Genomic DNA, 16,770 nt, shown 5'->3' with positions numbered 1-16,770 from the left:
TAGCTATGGAATACAAAATTACTCATCTAAAAAAGTTAATATTTGCCGTCATTTGCATGGTGAGTATTAATTCATTCACCCAAAATTATGTACCCTTTACAAACACCAAGTTCAATGAAAGTTTGAAAGGGGACATGCTTCTAATCGGTAATAACATACTAAATAGAAGTACTACATCAAATGGGCCAAATGTACCTTACTATGGTTCTGAACCCAATAACAATTTTAATATGCAGTATATTGATGTAGATAGTGATGCTACTACATTCAACTCTACTACTGCAGATTTGACAATTCCTGCTACAACAAATGGATGTTATCAAATAAAGTATGCAGTATTATATTGGGCTGGAGTTTTTAACACTGCCAATGTAGGTAATCAAGTTACTTTAAATGATATAGACAAGGTAAAGTTTAGAATGCCTGGTGGCGGTTATAATAATATTACTGGTACGGTTCTATATAATACCAACCCTGTAGGAGTTTCGGGTAACAATAGACCAGGTTATGTGTCATATTTTGATGTTACTACAATGCTTCAAGGATTACCAAATGCAAATGGTACTTATGGTGTAGCTAACATTCAATCAGGATTAGGTTCTAATACTTGTGGAGGTTGGTCATTATTTGTGGTGTATGAAGACCCATTGGCTACTGCAAAAAACATAACACTTTTTGATGGATTTAGTAATATTCAACCAGGAGATCCTGCATTAGATATTCCTATTACTGGGTTTAATTCTATTCCAGTTGGTCCAGTAAGAGCAAAGTTAGCTTTTGCTGCTTTAGAAGGAGATTATGAATATAATGGAGATAGATTACGTATTAATGGATCATCAATGCTAACTCCTACTAGAGCGGCAAATAACTTTTTTAATAGTACTATTAATGACATTAATGGACCATTCGATGATAGGAATATTGATAGTTCAAATTTATTAGGCTACGATTCTGGAATTATAAGCATACTTAATTTAGGTAATGGTGTTATTGCTAACAATGCAACAAATGCAACAGTACGACTACAAACTTCTGGAGATGCTTATGTCTATTTTTTAAATGCTTTTTCTATTGAAGTTATTCAACCACAAATCAACTTAATTAAAGTAGTTAGAGATTTAGCTAATAATGATGTTGGAAACCAAACGATTGCTTTAGGGCAAGAGTTATTCTATGAATTAGATTTTCAAAATATTGGAAATGATGGTGCAACTAATTTTACGATAACAGATCAATTACCTTTAAACGTAACTTTTTTACCAGCAGATTTAGTTTTACCTCCTGGAGTTACTTATACTTTTTCTGGGTTACCATCAAATACATTAACTTTTAATATTCCAAATAATCTAGTAACCCAAGGAGGTGCTAATTATCAAATAAGAATTAAAGTAAAAGTTGTCGAATCATGTAATGATTTAAGAGATGCATGTTCGAATGAAATTACAAATCAGGCTTATAAAACATACAGTAGTTTGAATTCTGGGAATGTTGTAGAAAACCAGCAACCTAGTGCTTCTGGAATAAATTCATGTTTGATTTTATCACCTGGAACAACAAATTTCCTTGCTGATATTGATGACTGTATTTTCCAAAGAGAAGAAGTTCTTTGTGGTAATAATGTAACATTAACTGCAGGTAGTGGATATACTTCATACCAATGGCATAGTGGGTCTCCACCAACAGCAGGAAATTTGATTTCTGGTGCAACCAATCAATCCTATACTGTAACAGCAACTGGAACATATAGTGTTGTAAATACTGCACCAGCTCCTTGTTTATCAATTACAGAAACTTTTAATGTGGTTGATTTTGGAGGTATTGTACCAAATCCAGTTATTCCATATGCAGATCAAGTAGATGTGTGTCCAGTTGATGGATCTGATTTACCTAAAATTTATTTATGTGGAGCTACAGACACACAATTAATAGAAACAAATATTCTTAATGCAACATTGGTTTGGGAACAATTGACTTCAACAACTGGTTGTGGTACATCAACACCAATTCCAAACTGTCCTAACACTTCTTGTCCAGACGCTAACTGGACGCAAGTAGGAACAGGACCAAATTATACTGCTGCAAATGCAGGAGAATATAGAGTAAGAATAGTTTTTCAAAACGGATGTTTTAGAACGTATTACTTTAATGTGTATAAAAATGTGTTCACTCCTACTGTAACTGCTACAGATATAATATGTACAACACCAGGAACTATCACTGTAAATGGTGTACCAAGTGGTTATGAATTTAGTTTAGATAATACATCTAGTTGGCAAGCGTCAAATTTCTTCAACAATGTTACAGCTGGTTCTCATATTGTATATATTAGACAAATAGCTGGTGGAGTTGGAAACTGTGTTTTCGATATACCAAATATTCAAGTTCTTGATAGAGATTTTAATGTAGATGTTATTTTGAACGATGCATTATGTAACGGTGATCAAGGAAGTATTAGAGTTCAAGTAAATAATGTTGAACCGCAATATACTTATGAACTGTTGCAAGGAACTACATTAATAAATAATGTAGGACCAATTAACGCTAATGACTATACGTTTCCAAACTTAAATGCTGGAACTTATACTGTTAATGTTTCTACTTCAGACGGTTGTACCTATACTGAAACAGTAACAGTTTCAGATCCCCCATTATTAACGCTTACTGCGGCTGTTACGATTCCATTGACATGTGAAGATGGTGAAATAACGGTTTACCCAGTGGGAGGAACACCGACTATTATTGGTGGAGTTGCTACATATGCATACGAAATAAGTAGTGATCCGGGTAATATTTATTTATCACCAAATATTCCAATTACAGCTGCTGGAACATATACAATAACAGTAACAGATTCGAATAACTGTACAGCAACTACAAGTATAACTATTGATACTGTACCAGCTCCTATATTTACAGTTTCTCAGACTAATATATTATGTTATGGGGAAGCGACTGGAGAAATTCAATTTAATGTAACAAATACAAATGGTTATACTTTAGAGTATAGTATTGATAATGGTGGAAACTTTGGAACAAATCCAATTTTTTCTAACTTATCAGCAGGTACTTATGAAACTATTGTTAGATACACATTAGGAACTGCAGTTTGTTTAACTACTGCTCAAACAATAATTATATCTGAACCAGCTGCTGCATTAACTGCTTCTGCGGGTGTTTCTGAATTAGCTGGTTGTGGACCTAGTGGGGAAGGAAGAGTTAGAATAACAAATCCTCAAGGTGGTGTACCAAGTTATGAATATAGTTTTGATGGTGGTTCAACTTGGGTTGCCACTAACGAAGCTTATTTAATGCCTGGAACACATACGGTATGTATAAGAGACTCAAATGATTGTACATTTTGTACAACTGTAACTATAGACCCTGCTCCAACTGATCCTACAATTTCGGTAGATGATCCAGATTTTAATTGTGACGGTACTGCAACAACTACTGTTACAGTTAATAATAATGGTGGTAACTTTAGCTATACTTATTTATTAGATGGTAATCCAAATAATCCTCCTGATAATAATGTATTTACAAATGTACCTTGCGGAGATCATGATGTTACTGTTCAATTTGAAAGGTTAACAGTTCCTACTTATAGCAATTTATTGTTTGAAGACTTTGGAGAAGGTAGTAATACTACTTCACCAGGTATCAATCCAGCATATTGTTTTGAAAGACAAGTTGCGGCTACACAGTGTAATGGTAGTATTCAAATTAATGATGGTGACTATGCTGTAACAAGAAGAATTAATCCAAGATTTGGTGCATGGGTAGATGCAAGAGATCATACTTCAAACGGTACAAATCCTAATGGTAGATTCTTATGTGTAAACATTGGAGGTACTGCAGGAGTTGGAGGAATTCTATACAGTAAACAAATTAACGATATAATACCAAACCAGCCAGTTCAAGCTTCAATTTGGGCAATGAACTTATTAGTAATTGGTAATACACAATTTAATCCTAACCTTACTATTCAATTAGTAAGAGATTTAGGTTTAGCAACTGAAACTGTAATTGCTTCTCAGGATACTGGAGATGTACCAAAAACAGAAACTTGGCAAAACTATATTTTATCACTTAATCCAGGTGCTAATTCAAGTTTAGCTTTTGTTATTCGTTCTAACAATACAGCAACTAGTGGTAATGACGTTGTAATTGACGATTTAAACGTTTTTCAAGAGCCAGTTTCGTGTATAACAGAAGTTATTTATCCAATTCATATTGATTGTAATGCTGCATTTTCTGCACAAGTAACAAGTTCTACTAATGCTACTTGTAATGGAAATACTGACGGACAAATTACTATCGCTGCTCAAAATTATGCTCCTACTGGATATTATTATTCATTAACAGGTGGTGCACCATTTACTCAAGTTACTACTTCTCCTTTTACTATTACAGGTTTAGTAGCTGGTTCTTATAATCTTGTTATTGCTTATGATATAAATGGAACTACATGTTCCTTTCCTATAACTCAAGTTATCTCAGAACCTAATGCTTTAGTTGCGAATGCTGTTTTAACGAGTCCTGCAACTTGTTCAGGTGGTGGAGTAATTACTGCTTCAGCAACTGGAGGCACACTAAATTATCAATATCAGTTAGAAGATAATTCAAACAATATACTTGTATCTTATCAAGTTAATAATGTATTTGCAAATTTAACTCCAGGAGACTATATAGTTCGTGTGAGAGACGCTTCAGGTTGTATTGACCCAATTAATGTAGCAATAAACATTCCAACTCCAACTCCTCCTACTGCTGTAGTTAGTACTACTTCAGATTTATGTTATGACGGAACGAATGCGGCAACTATTGTTGTTACTGCTAGTGGAGGTGTTCCTCCATATCAATATAGTATAAACAATGGAGCATTTGGAAATAGTAACACATTTGCAGGTTTAACTTCTAACACATATACTATAATAGTAAGGGACTCATACAATTGTACTTTTACAATGCCAGCTGTAACAATTGCTCCTCAATTAACAGCAAGTGCAGTATTAATTAAAGGCTTAGATTGTACGGCTTCTCCAGATGCTGAGATTGCTGTTACTATTAATGGTGGTAACGCTCCTTATACTTATCAAGTTTCATTTAATGCGGGTACTTTATCTGCATCAGCGAATGTTACGGGTACTACTTTTACACACATAGCTTCAACAGCAGGAACGTATAGATTTACAATTACTGATGCTATTGGTTGTACTGTAGTTACTAATCTTGTAACTGTTAACCCATTACCTGTACTAAATCCTCCGGTTTTAGTACAAACAGCATTTAATCGTTGTAATGGTGATAGTAATGCTGCAATATCAGTTACACCTTCAGGTGGACAAGGACCTTATGTTATAAACATAGTTAATACTACTACAGGTAATAATTACGGTACTCAAACCTCTGGATTAACTGCGGGTATTTATACTGTTACAGTTACTGATGCAAATTCTTGTATTGCAACTTCTAACATTACATTACTTCAACCTGATCCTGTTAATTTCACTATAATTAAAACCGATATACAATGTGGAGCAAGTGGTACAGATCCAGGTGCTATTGATGTTACTAATGTAACTGGAGGGACTGCACCATATACATATACTGTTACAAATAGTTTAAATAGTGCTGGATTCCCTATTTCATATAATACAATTGGATCTGAAGATCATTCTTTCACTATTTTAAATTTTGGAATTTATACTGTTTCAGTTGTAGATGCAAATGGTTGTACTTTAGTTAGTAATAACATATCTATTGCATCTCCTCCTAATAGTTTAAATATTGATATATCAGCTGCAACAACAGATTGTACTGCTGGAGGTACTTTAACCGCATGTGTTAATACATTTGTTGGAGGAGGACCTTATCATTTTGCACTTTATCAAGATTTATCACCAGCAACCCCACCCTATCCTACTTACCCTGCATGGCCAGGTTATCAAGATGCTGATATTAGTGATCCAACTGGATTATGTTCAACTTTTACAGGTTTAACACCTGGAGTTACTTATACAATTATTGTATTTGATGAAACAACAAATTGTTATTATTTTGAAACAGCACCTGGCCCAATTCCTACACCTTCAACAATTACATCTGTAATAACACCTCATAATGTTACATGTACAGGTGCAAATGATGGTAGTATAAGTTTTACGGTTGATAATTTTACAGGAACAGGAGTTTCGTATCAAATATTTGAAAATTTAAATAATATGCCAGTAAGTTCAGTTGGTAATGTTGTAGGACCAGCGCCAGCAACTGTTTCTAATTTTGGAACACTGCCAACTGGTAGCTATTATATTTTATTTACAGAAGTTGGCGGTCCTAATGCGGGATGTTCACAAACGTCAACTGCTTTTACAATTTCTGAATCACCAGTATTATTATCTTTAACAGCAACAGTGATCAAAAATGATAACTGTAATGTTAATGCGGGTCAGATTTCTGTAACGGGTTTAAATGGTACACCAGCTTACTCTTATCAAATAGTTACAGCAGGATCTCCTGCTCCTACTCAAGCTACTTGGGCGGGTCAAGCTTCTAATGTATTTAATGTTGAAGGAGGTAGTTATGATGTATACATTATGGATGCTAATGGTTGTATCCAATCGGCAACATCAATTTTCGTACCAACGGATAGTACTCCTAATATTTCTTTAACTTTAGATGCAGCTACATTATGTAATACTACTGATGGAAATTATACGGTGACAGTAACTAGAGATAATACAGTTGGAATTGCTCCTTTCACTTATAGTGTTGATGGATCTGCATTTACGACATATACTGAGGATGTAGCTTTTTCATTCCAATTAACAAATTTAAATGCTGGAACGCATACTGTTATAGTAAGAGATGTTAATGGTTGTACAGAAACAGAAACAATTACAATATTACCTCCATTAAACAATACACTTTTATCTTCATTAGCAGCAACATTAGACTGTGGTGCTACAGATGGAGTAATAACAGTGAACGCTTCTGGTGGTTCTGGTTCAACTAATTATACATATACAATTAGTCCAAATACTGGTATTACCCTAACTAATAATGTGTTTTCAAATGTTGCAGCTGGATTTTACACTGTAACAATTACTGATAACGTAACAAATTGTTCCATTAACAGCTCTATTACGTTAGTACAGCCTACGGCTCCAACATTTAACACTACTGTTACTGGTGCGACTTGTAATTTAGGTTCAGATGGTACAATTACAGTAAACTTAACAGGTACTAATACTGATCCTGTTTACATGTATGCTATAACTTCTGGTCCAGTAACATTTGTACAACAATCTTCAAATGTATTTACAGGATTAACTGCAGGAAGTTATGACGTTGAAGTTACTTCTGGAAGAAATTGTGTTACTACACAAACGGTTATTGTTGGGGAAGCAACTCCAATTATCATTCCAGCACCTGTTGTTACAGAATTTGCTTGTAATACAGGTTCAAACTCTGTAAACAATGCAACCATAGTTGTAAATGGTGTAACTGGAGGTTCTGGAACATATACAAACTATGAATTTTTAGATGCATCAAATACTATTCTTCAGTGGGGTACTAGTAATACTTATGTGGAAGCAAACGTACTTGGTGGAACATATACAATTAATGTATATGATGATAATGGATGTTTTGCAACAACAACAGCAACAATTAATCCGTTTATCAGAATATCTAATCCAACAGTAACAGTTACAAATCCAATTACTTGTACGAATACTGAGGATATAACTATAAATATTGCAACAACTGGTGGAACTCCAACTACATTAAATTATTCAGTAGTTGCTTTAAATACTGGTAATACTTATAATGTTACACAAACAAATAACCCTAATTTTTCTGGATTAATTGTTGGTAATTATCAAATTACTGTCGAGAATGCAACAACAGGATGTAGTGTACAAACAATACATTATGTATTTAGTCCTAACACTTTTGTTGTAAATGCAACAGTTAATAATAACGTGACATGTTTTGGTGGAAATGATGGAAGTGTAAGTTTTACTTTCGTAGATCAAAATTTAACACCAACAAATGATGCAGGACCATTTAGTTATGTAATTACAAATACTGTAACTTTAGCTGTTGTAAGTTCTGGATCAAGTCCAAACGCAGGCCCTTTTACAGTTCCTAATTTACCTGCTGGAACGTATCAACTGCAAACTACCCTTGATGGTAGTCCATTTTGTCCTGCGACTACAAACTTTACAATCACACAACCAATTACAGCTTTAGCCTTAGCAACAAGTAGTACACCTATTTCATGTGTACCTGCAGCTGATGGAACTATCTCTGCTGTTGGAAGTCATGGTTGGGGGGCACCTTATCAATACCAATTAGTACAAGGTACAATACTTGTAGATTGGTCTTCTCAGGCTACTTTTACAGGACTTATTCCAGGTACTTATACTGTTAATGTAAGAGATAATATTGGATGTATTGTTACTACAGATGTAACGCTAAATGCTCCAACTCCAATCGATGCTACGATAAGTGCTTCAACGACAATGTTAGCGTGTATCGGTGATACAAATGCAACAATAACTGTTAATGGCACAACTGGTGGTTTTGGTAGTGGGTATTTATATATTTTAACTAATACTATTGGTGGACAAACATCTGGTCCACAAACAAGTAATATATTCAATAATGTCGGTGCAGGTAACTATACTGTAACAGTTACGGATTCATTTAATTGTACATTTACAACAACTAGTGTTACAATAAATCAACCAACTGAAAATGTTATTGCTAGTTTATCTACTGTAACTCAACAATCGTGTGTTAATAGTGCGCAGTTAGAGCTTAGTGCTTCAGGGGGAACGGCTCCATATAGATATAGTACTAACCCTGCAGGGCCATTTACTACTCCTTTAACTGGTGGTAATGTTACTATTACAGTTCCTTTTGTTACAACACCAACAAGCTATCAATACTATGTTGTTGATGCTAATAACTGTATTATTGAAGTTTCTAACGCTGTTGTTGTAACTCCTTTAGACGAAGTACTTATTGATTTAGATTTAAGCGAAGCGGTTATTTTATGTACAAACACACCAGCATCTGATTTTGGAAAAATTGTTGCAACAGCTACAGGAGGTGTTGGTAATTATGTATTTACATTAAACCCTGCAACTGCGGGTGTTTTGACTACAGTAACTGGAAATCAGGTTACCTATACTAACGTTCCTTCAGGAGTTAATTATAGTGTAAGTGTAACAAGCGGTGATTGTTCTGAGGTTTCTAATAGCTTTGATATAGTAGCTCCAATTGAGATAACATTTACAACTCAAGTAAGTCAAATCTCTTGTCCAGACGAAGCTGTTGATGGTTCTATTATTGTGACACCGAGTGGTGGATCTCCTCCATATCAGTATTCGATTTCATCAAACCCTTTTGAAACAGTAAATTCGGGTGTGTTTACCAATTTAGGTCCTGGTAATTATACTATTAAAATTATAGATAGTAATGGTTGTTTTAAACAAACGGCTGTAATTACAATTGATCCAATTGATTCATTTGGATTCATTGTTTATAATATTGTTGATGAAGTTTGTATTAATGAAGGTGGTTCTGCAGAATTTCAAATAGAAGGAGGAACTCAATTAGGAGGTTCTGTTACTACATCAGAAGGATATAACCTACACTTTAATGGTGCGGTTATTAATTCTGTTAGTGGATTGTTTAACAGTACTAATGTTCCTAGTTTTGGAAGTTTAGCTCCTGGTAATTATCCAATGTATATTACAGACGACAATAATTGTAGATTTGATTTTAACTTTACAATTAACCCAGGATTAGATATTCAAGGTAATACCTTCATAGATGATACATGTTTAAATGACTTGCCTAATGCTAATGTAACTGTTACGTATGATGATACTTTGATTAATTTAGCTGATTTGACTTTTGATTTAGATAATGGTACTTTGATTCAAAACGGAGATAATATCTTTACAAGTGTAGGAAATGGTAATCATAATGTTGTTATAACAGATAACATTACTGGATGTCAAGTGCAAGTTAATTTTACAGTTAATTTAGCGAATCCTTTAGTATTAACATTAAATGGTCCTGGAACGTTAAATACCTTTACGATGTCTACAACGGGAGGTCAACCGGTTTATGAATATCAAATCTGGAATAGTGCAGGTACACTACTTTATACAGGTACAAATACTAGTTATTTAGTGAATCAAACTGATGTGTATACTGTAACTGTAACTGATGCTCTTGGCTGTACAGATACAAAATCAATACCAATGACATTCTATGACATTGAAATTGATAATTTCTTTACACCTGATGGAGATGGTACTAATGACGGTTGGAGCCCTCAATATCTAGATAATTTCCCTAAAGCTGTAACCTATATCTTTGATAGATATAGTAGAAAAATTAAGACTTTAAGACCAGGTGATACTTGGGATGGTACTTATAAAGGGAATGAATTACCTTCTGGAGATTATTGGTATGTATTGAAATTGAATGGAGATGAAGATGATAGAGAATTTATTGGTAATGTCACATTATATAGATAAAATTATAAAATATACTAAGCCTGCTTTTGTAGGCTTAGTATTAAACAATAAAAAAAAATAAAATGAAAAAGTTAGCATTATTTTTAACACTCTGTTGTTTGAGTCAATTGCGAGCTCAAGAGCTAACAATACCTCAGCAGACGCAGTACTTAGCTGATAATCCATTTTCTATGTCTCCAACTTTTGCTGGTATTGGTGATAACGCTAGAATTCGTTTAAATGGATTAACACAATGGGTTGGAATTAAGGATTCTCCAATTAACCAATCTCTTGCTTTAGATTTTAGAATTGCAGATAGATCTGGTGTTGGTGCTTATTTTTATAATGATAAGAATGGAAATACTCGTCAATATGGTGCTAAATTTTCTTTTGCACAACACCTTATTCTAGATTATGATTCAGAACAATATTTATCGCTAGGTTTATCTTTTAATTTGAATCACTTTAGACTGGATATTGAGAATTTCACAAGTCAAAATGATCAATCTGTAGTAAATAATAGAGCTACTCAAAATTATAATTTTGATATTGGTTTTTTGTATAGAAATAAAGATTTTTATTTGAGTTATAATGCTTCTAATATTCTAGATAAAAACATTAAAGAAGTAAATTTTATTGAACCCGATTTATTATTAAATCATCAAGTATATGTTGGTGGTAAATTGAGAGGTAATGGTTCTACATTTGAAATTGAACCGTCTGCTTTGTTTCAGTATTTTCAAAGTGATGGTCGTTCTACAACTGATTTAAACCTGAAATTAAAGAAACATATTTTTGAAGATTATTATTGGATTGGAGTTACTGCTCGTTTCTTAAATGAGCAATCTATGACGCCTGTTACGGTTGGACCAATGGTTGGTTTAAGAAAGAATGATTTCTATTTCGGATATTCTTATCAGATTAATACTAATGAACTTTTAGGTTATAATTCAGGTACACATATGATTACTTTAGGTTTTGACTTTTTACAAAGTTTAAGTAATTGTCCTTGTACACAAAATAGAATAGTTTACTAAATAACATATATTATAAATTCAATTAAAGTTTACTTTTACTGGTTAATGCGCTAGTCAGGGTAAACTTTAATAATTAAAAACAACATTGTCTTGATGAAAACATTAAATGATTTTAATTTTAATAATAAAAAAGCAATAGTAAGAGTAGATTTTAACGTACCATTAGATGAAAATTTTAATGTTACAGATACTACTAGAATTGATGCTGCAAAACCTACCATTGATAAAATTTTAAAAGATGGAGGTAGCGTTGTTTTAATGAGTCATTTAGGACGTCCAAAAGGAATTGAAGAAAAATATTCTTTAAGACATATTCTGAAGACTATTGAAAAGGCTTATAATAAGCCAGTTAAATTCGTTTCGGATTGTATTGGTGAAGATGCCCAAGGTGAAGTGAATAAGCTAGAAGTTGGTGAAATTTTATTGTTAGAAAATCTACGTTTTCATTCAGAAGAAGAAAAAGGCGATTTAGAATTTGCAAAGAAGTTAGCTAACTTTGGTGATATCTATGTAAATGATGCTTTTGGAACTGCTCATAGAGCACATGCTTCAACTACAATAATTGCACAATTTTTTCCTAATAATAAATGTTTTGGAATTTTATTAGCAAAAGAAATTGAGAGTATTAACAAAGTTCTTTCTAATCCTGAAAAACCTGTAACTGCTATTCTTGGCGGAAGCAAAGTTTCTTCAAAAATTACAGTGATTGAGAATATTTTAGATAAAGTTAATCATTTGATTATCGGAGGAGGAATGGCTTTCACATTTGTTAAAGCATTAGGAGGGAAGATTGGTAATTCTATTTGCGAAGATGATAAGTTGGAATTAGCAATTGAAATTTTGAAAAAAGCGAAAGATAAAGGTGTTCAAATTCATTTACCTGTCGATGTTATTGGTGCAGATTCCTTTTCAAATGAAGCTAAAACAGAAGTATTTGATGTTAATTTAATACCAGATGGTTGGCAGGGTTTAGATGCTGGACCAAAATCATTAGTCATTTTCGATACATTATTGAATAACTCTAAAACAATTTTATGGAATGGTCCTTTAGGAGTTTTCGAAATGGAAAATTTTGCTAAAGGAACAATTAGTCTTGGAGAATCAATTGCTAAAGCGACTTCCAATGGAGCTTTTTCTTTAGTTGGAGGTGGTGATAGTGTTGCAGCAGTTAAACAATTCGGACTTGAAGAAAAAATGAGTTATGTTTCTACAGGTGGCGGAGCAATGTTAGAAATGCTTGAAGGTAGAGTTTTACCCGGAATTGAGGCTATTTTGAACGATTAAATAATAGTGATTTTAGTTTATTAACCAAGAAAGATTATAATGCACAAAATAAAGATAATAATTGCTTTTTTTTCTTTTTCATGTTTATTTGCTCAGAAGGAGTCAGTAAGTAATGAATCTGAAATAACGAAAAATATTTCTTTTTTAGATTCTATTAAAGCAACATTTACAGATCACAATACTAGTAATTGTATTGATGAACGCTGGTTGGCAGAACTTACAAATGAAGATATATTTGAAGAAATTTATGAAGATATTAATGAGATTGAAGCTGATTCATTAGTTTCTTACGAATTGTCAACAGATTTATTGAAAGAAAGATTAAAAATTCTTGATAGTAAAACTCCATTTCACATTGAATATAATCCTATTCTAGAAAATGTTATTAAATCTTATTTGAATAGAAGAAAGACATCTTTTGAAAGATTAATGGCAATTTCTGAATATTATTTCCCAATGTTTGAGGAACATCTTTCAAAATATGACGTTCCCTTAGAGATTAAATATTTAGCAATTGTAGAATCTGCTTTAAACCCTAAAGCTAGATCTAGAGTAGGAGCAACTGGTTTATGGCAATTTATGTATCCTACAGGAAAGCAATTTAACTTAGAGGTGAATTCTTATGTTGACGAGCGTTACGATCCTTTGAAAGCAACAGAAGCAGCTTGTCAGTATTTATCAAGTTTATATAAAATATTTGGAGATTGGAGTATGGTTCTAGCTTCATATAATGCTGGGCCAGGAAATGTATCTAAAGCAATACGACGTTCTGGTGGTAGTCAAAATTATTGGAACATTCGAAAGAATTTACCAAGGGAAACAGCTAACTATGTTCCTGCTTTCTTTGCAACGATGTACATGTATGAATTTCAAAAGGAACATAAATTTGAACCTAGAAAAGCAAATTTAACTTATTTTGAAACAGATACTATTGTTATAAAACGAAGAATGACTTTTCAAGATATTTCTGATCTATTAGATGTTTCATTAGATGAAATAGAGTTTTTAAATCCAATTTATAAATTAAGTGTTATTCCTTTTCAATCAGATAAAGCTCACTATTTAAGATTACCTAAATCTAAAATTGGATCTTTCGTTTCTAATGAAGATAAAATATATGCTTATATTGATCATTTGGATACTAAAAGAGAAAAAACATTTATACCAGAAAATACCGATAATGAAAGTTCATATGCTACCAATCTAAGATATCATAAGATTAGAAGTGGTGAAAGTTTAGGATTAATTGCTCAAAAATATGGTGTATCTGTCTCTAATTTGAGAAAATGGAATAGAATTAGAGGAAATAATATAATTGCTGGAAAAAAATTAAAAATTTATTCTAACGTAAAAGTGTCATCTACAAACAGTAAAAAATCTAGTAAAAGCACTAATAGTCAATCATATAGAGTTAAAAAAGGTGACTCTTTGTATTTAATTGCAAAGAAGTTTCCTGGAATTTCTGCTGATGATATTAAAAAGTGGAACGATATTAGAGGTAACAATATTAAACCAGGAATGATACTTAACATAAATGGATAAAAAAATTACTTTTATGAAAAAAATACTTATAACTTTTTTTAGTTTGTTTCTCCTTTTCTCTTGTAAACAAAATGAAGGAGATAAAAATGCTGTTCTTACAGAGTCTAATGGCATGATTAATAATGTTTCTATTATTATTGATGAGAATTTATGGAATGGAGAAATTGGTGACTCAATTCGAAAAAAATTCGCTGCTCCAGTAGATGGACTTTTAAACGAAGAGCCGATGTTTAACCTTAATCAATATCCTACTAAAATTTTTGACGGTATTGTTAGAAAAAGCAGAAATATTGTAATTGTTCAAAAATCGGATAAATCGGGTTATAGTTATAAAAAAAATGAGTTTGCAAAACCTCAAAGTGTATTTTATATAGTAGGAAAGAATCAAGAAGAAATTTTAGCGGGCTTAGAAAAAAGAGCGAACGAAATTATTAAGTCTATTAAAGATTCTGAAATTGAAGAAAATCAAGTTCGATTGAAGAAAGCAGCTGTAGATGATAAAAAAATTAAAGATAGATTCGGTATTGGTTTAACTATTGGTCATGGTTATAAATACGATATGGTTCATGATAAGTTTTTGTGGATTAGAAAAGAATTTACAACGGGATATAATAGTATTCTTATTTATGAAGTGCCAATTAACACTATTGAAAACGATTCGAATGTTGTGAATAATGTTGTGAAAATGAGAGATTCAATTGGTAAACAATTTATTCATGGAACATTAAAAGATACATGGATGGTTACAGAAGAAGCCTATTCACCTTATTTCTTTGATATAAAAGTTGCTGGCAGAAAAACTTTCGAAACAAAAGGGAATTGGTATTTAAAAAATGATTTCATGGCAGGACCATTTATTAATTATGCTATTAAAGATGAAAAGAACAACCGTTATTTAATTTTAGAAGGCTTTACATTTAATCCATCAAAAGTTAAAAGAGATTTAGTTTTTGAATTAGAAGCTATTATTAAATCGGTAAAATTTATTAAGTAATTTTTTTACTTACAATTTTAAAAATCTCATTAGACAAATTGTTTAATGAGATTTTTAGTTAGTTCAAATTGTTTTTATAATTTTAGCACTTAATTCTACTTATAAAATGATATCATTCAAAATAAAGCGTTTTAACGAGTTTTCTTTATCGGAATTGTATTCAGTATTAAAGCTGAGAGCTGAAGTCTTTGTTGTTGAGCAAAATTGCGTCTATCAAGATATAGATGGTAAAGATGAAAAAGCAATTCATGTTATTGGATATTTTAATGATGAAGTTGTTGCCTATACAAGAATATTCAATAAGAAAGATTATTTTGAAGAAGCTTCAATTGGTAGGGTAGTAGTAGCTGAAAAATATAGAGACCAAAAATGGGGATATGATTTAATGAAGGCTTCAATACAAGCTGTGGAAGATATTTTTGGCGAAAAAGAAATAACCATTTCTGCCCAACAATATTTAACGAAATTCTACAACTCTTTAGGTTTTGTACAAACTAGTGAAATGTATTTAGAAGATGATATTCCTCACCTTCAAATGAAAATCTCTTAATCTACTTTTGTAATAACTATTTCTACACGTCTATCTAATAAAGGTCCTTTTCCTAACGGTTGACTGTTGCCATAACCTTTATAACTCATTCTTTCTTTTTTAATTTTCTTTATACTCAAATACTTATAGACTTCTAAAGCTCTGTTAACTGAAAGTTCTCTTTTTTTTGTACCTCTATCTATAGCTTCTTTATGAAATTTTGGTGTGCAACAAACATGTCCTTGAATTTCAAACTCGATATTTTTAAATTTATACAATTGCTTGACCAAGCGGTCTAATTCTTTTTTTGCAGGATAAAGTAATTTACTGCTACCTCTATCAAAAAGTAGTTTGTCAAGATAAATTCGGTCACCAACGATCGGCTTTTTAGGAATTGAACTATATACGCCAGGAATTTTTAAGTTTTCAATTATAATGGGCTTATAATTAACAACAACATCAACTCTTCTATTCTTAGAGCGTACTTCTGGAATATTATCTAACAAATCATCATCTATTAATATTCTCCCTTTGCCTTCAATAGTAATAATGATTTTGTTTTTTATTCCTTCAGAAACAAGTTTTTCTTTTACTGTATTTGCTCTATTAGTTGAAAGTTTGAAATTGTATTTATCTTTTCCTCTATCGTCGCAATAACCAAAAATTTCTATGGTTTCTATAGTTGTAGTGTCTAGTTTTTTTACAAATTCGAGAAGTGCAATAGTTTGATTTTCTTTTAAACTATATTTATCAAACTCAAAATATAAAGAATGTACTTCTTCTTCCTGAGCCTTTAAGCAAAAAGGAGTTAAGGTAAGGAGAAGAAGTGCAACCCATTTCATT

7 protein-coding genes are annotated in these 16,770 nt (G+C 32.1%); 6 read left to right on the top strand and 1 reads right to left on the bottom strand.

Translation table 11 applies throughout. The annotated features are described in order from the left end of the window. Positions 1–5 precede the first annotated feature (5 nt). The 6 genes from L2Z92_RS06065 (at position 6) to L2Z92_RS06040 (ending at position 15,948) form a co-directional block, all read left to right on the top strand. The gene (locus tag L2Z92_RS06065; RefSeq protein ID WP_236457942.1) at positions 6–10,562 is read left to right on the top strand and encodes a T9SS type B sorting domain-containing protein; all 10,557 of its coding nucleotides are present in this window, start codon (positions 6–8) and stop codon (positions 10,560–10,562) included. Positions 10,563–10,624: 62 nt separating this feature from the next. Continuing rightward, positions 10,625–11,578 (top strand): PorP/SprF family type IX secretion system membrane protein, encoded by a 954-nt coding sequence (locus L2Z92_RS06060; protein ID WP_236457941.1) that lies wholly within the window; start codon positions 10,625–10,627, stop codon positions 11,576–11,578. A 93-nt stretch (positions 11,579–11,671) separates the two neighbouring features. Beyond that, entirely contained in the window at positions 11,672–12,862 is a 1,191-nt protein-coding gene (locus L2Z92_RS06055) for a phosphoglycerate kinase (protein WP_236457940.1), read from the top strand. Between the two features lie 39 nt (positions 12,863–12,901). Beyond that, on the top strand, positions 12,902–14,404 hold the full coding sequence (locus L2Z92_RS06050) for a lytic transglycosylase domain-containing protein (protein WP_236457939.1): 1,503 nt from the start codon (positions 12,902–12,904) through the stop codon (positions 14,402–14,404). A 13-nt stretch (positions 14,405–14,417) separates the two neighbouring features. Continuing rightward, complete coding sequence (locus tag L2Z92_RS06045; protein WP_236457938.1) at positions 14,418–15,398, top strand: DUF4837 family protein; 981 nt, start codon at positions 14,418–14,420, stop codon at positions 15,396–15,398. 106 nt (positions 15,399–15,504) lie between these two features. Further along, on the top strand, positions 15,505–15,948 hold the full coding sequence (locus tag L2Z92_RS06040) for a GNAT family N-acetyltransferase (RefSeq protein ID WP_236457937.1): 444 nt from the start codon (positions 15,505–15,507) through the stop codon (positions 15,946–15,948). On the opposite strand, the gene L2Z92_RS06035 is transcribed toward L2Z92_RS06040, so the two are convergent. After that, positions 15,945–16,769: an OmpA family protein gene (locus L2Z92_RS06035; protein WP_236457936.1), complete on the bottom strand. Its 825-nt coding sequence runs from the start codon at positions 16,767–16,769 to the stop codon at positions 15,945–15,947. The genes L2Z92_RS06040 and L2Z92_RS06035 overlap by 4 nt on opposite strands. Position 16,770: the final 1 nt, after the last annotated feature.

The sequence above is a fragment of the Flavobacterium jumunjinense genome (assembly GCF_021650975.2).
Taxonomy (GTDB): Bacteria; Bacteroidota; Bacteroidia; order Flavobacteriales; family Flavobacteriaceae; genus Flavobacterium; species Flavobacterium jumunjinense.
This window is presented reverse-complemented; position numbering and strand designations above follow the sequence as displayed.

What these genes read in the sequence shown, in the direction of transcription:
- L2Z92_RS06065 (WP_236457942.1), top strand. Translation starts at nt 6, where the DNA reads ATGGAATACAAAATTACTCATCTAAAAAAGTTAATATTTGCCGTCATT.
- L2Z92_RS06060 (WP_236457941.1), top strand. Translation starts at nt 10,625, where the DNA reads ATGAAAAAGTTAGCATTATTTTTAACACTCTGTTGTTTGAGTCAATTG.
- L2Z92_RS06055 (WP_236457940.1), top strand. Translation starts at nt 11,672, where the DNA reads ATGAAAACATTAAATGATTTTAATTTTAATAATAAAAAAGCAATAGTA.
- L2Z92_RS06050 (WP_236457939.1), top strand. Translation starts at nt 12,902, where the DNA reads ATGCACAAAATAAAGATAATAATTGCTTTTTTTTCTTTTTCATGTTTA.
- L2Z92_RS06045 (WP_236457938.1), top strand. Translation starts at nt 14,418, where the DNA reads ATGAAAAAAATACTTATAACTTTTTTTAGTTTGTTTCTCCTTTTCTCT.
- L2Z92_RS06040 (WP_236457937.1), top strand. Translation starts at nt 15,505, where the DNA reads ATGATATCATTCAAAATAAAGCGTTTTAACGAGTTTTCTTTATCGGAA.
- L2Z92_RS06035 (WP_236457936.1), bottom strand. Translation starts at nt 16,769, where the DNA reads ATGAAATGGGTTGCACTTCTTCTCCTTACCTTAACTCCTTTTTGCTTA.